Raw genomic sequence first — 1,867 nt, 5'->3', positions numbered from 1 at the left:
AGTGCGATGGCGACCAACATGCGCGGCTTACGGGCCATCATGCGCGCCAGCCATGAGCTTTCCGGGATCGCCTTGCGTCCCATCCAGTTCAATCGCGACATGGCACCAATGATCAGCATCTGCCTGATATCGGCCTGGCCGGCCTTGGTGACCCGCCCGAGCCGTTCCTTGCCGCCTGATGAAAACTGGCGCGGTACCAATCCAAGCCACGCCGCAAAGTCACGGCCGTTGCGAAAGCTCGTCATGTCAGGCGCGAAGGTCTCCACTGCCATTGCCACCAAGGGGCCGACGCCAGGCATGGTCTGCAATCGCTTCGACACCGGCGTGGCGGCTGCGAGTTCCTTGATCGTTGCGGTCTTCGCATCAATCCAGCCGCTGAGCACAGCAAGCTGCTCGAGCATCGCGAGGCACTCCTCGCGCATCAATGCCGGTAGGTCGCTGTTGGGCGCCTCCAGGATCGCGCGGATGCGACCGACGTGCCGGATGCCCTGAGGGATAACGTGCCCGAACTCATACAAAGCTGCCCGCAAGGCGTTCACCGTCTCGGTCCGCTGACGCACAAGGCGCTGGCGTGATCGATACAGGATCGCAGCGCTCTGCTGAGCCTCGCTCTTGGGTTCAACAAAGCGCATCTCGGGCCGCTGGGCCGCCACCACAATCGCCTCGGCATCGGCTGCGTCGTTCTTCTGGCGCTTCACAAATGGGCGCACGTAGCGAGGCGCGATCAGTCTGACTTCGTGACCAAATCCGCTCAGCACACGCGCCCAGTAATGAGCGCTACCGCAAGCCTCCATTACGACCGCGGCGGCTGGCTGTTGGGCCATGAAAGTGGGAAAAGCCTGTCGCGACAGTTTGCGTTGAAACCGCATCTCGCCGTTCATCGACGCCCCGTGAATCTGGAAAACAGACTTTGCCAGATCCACACCAATCATCGTATCGATACTCATGGTTGCCGTCCTCTCCGTTCGTAGCTTAAACCAAAACTACGCTGGCACATCTTGATGCCGTCAGGGAGGGCGGCAACCACCCCATCTCATTGATCAGAGCCAGAAGATGACGGTTGCGGCGAGGGCGACGGCGGAGAAGAAGGCCTTCGGGCACCGATCGTAGCGTGTTGCGACCCGTCTCCAGTCCTTGAGGCGGCCGAACATGATCTCGATGCGGTTGCGGCGTTTGTAGCGGCGCTTGTCGTATTTGACGGTCTTGCTGCGTATTTTCCGGCCCGGGATGCAGGGCGTGATACCCTTTTCCTGCAAGGCGTCGCGGAACCAGTCGGCATCATAGCCCCGGTCGGCGAGCATCCATTGCGCTTTGGACAGACTGTCGAGCAAAGCGGCTGCGCCCGTGTAATCGCTCACCTGCCCGGCGGTCATGAAGAAGCTGATCGGGCGGCCATTTGCATCGGTCACGGCATGAAGCTTGGTGTTCATACCGCCTTTCGTGCGGCCGATCAGGCGTCCCGGACCCCCTTTTTTACCCCAAGGCTCGACGCCGTGCGGTGGGCCTTCAAATAGGTCGCGTCGATCATGATCGTCTTGCGCTCTGGCGCCTGCGGTGTGGCCAAGCCCTCCATCATGCGGATGAAGATGCCTTTGTCGCTCCACCGCTTCCAGCGATTATAAAGCGTCTTCGCCGGGCCATACTCCCTCGGCGCATCGCGCCACCTGAGCCCATTGCGGTTGACGAAGATGATCCCGCTCAAAACCCGTCGATTATCGACCCGCTCGCGGCCATGGCTTTTCGGGAAATATGGCTGAAGACGCGCCATCTGCTCGTCCGTCAGCCAATACAAATCACTCATCATTCAGGCTCCTCACCCCAAGCCTGAATCACAGCCTTCACCGCAAATCAATGGGTCCTGACCCTA

The 1,867-nt window shown here is 60.5% G+C and carries 2 protein-coding genes; both read right to left on the bottom strand.

Annotated features, from left to right (window positions below; all coding sequences use genetic code 11):
• Nucleotides 1-947 (bottom strand): IS110 family RNA-guided transposase (locus tag JI743_RS15120; protein WP_201929503.1); only part of this gene is annotated, 947 nt, incomplete at its 3' end.
• 93 nt (nt 948-1,040) lie between these two features.
• A protein-coding gene (locus JI743_RS15115; protein ID WP_201929505.1) for an IS5 family transposase occupies nt 1,041-1,801 on the bottom strand; the annotation gives its coding sequence in 2 pieces (ribosomal slippage) (nt 1,041-1,477 and nt 1,477-1,801; 762 coding nt in all).
• Between the last annotated feature and the right edge of the window lie 66 nt (nt 1,802-1,867).

Source organism: Sphingopyxis jiangsuensis, assembly GCF_016734905.1.
Classification (GTDB): domain Bacteria; phylum Pseudomonadota; class Alphaproteobacteria; order Sphingomonadales; family Sphingomonadaceae; genus Sphingopyxis; species Sphingopyxis jiangsuensis.
This window is presented reverse-complemented; position numbering and strand designations above follow the sequence as displayed.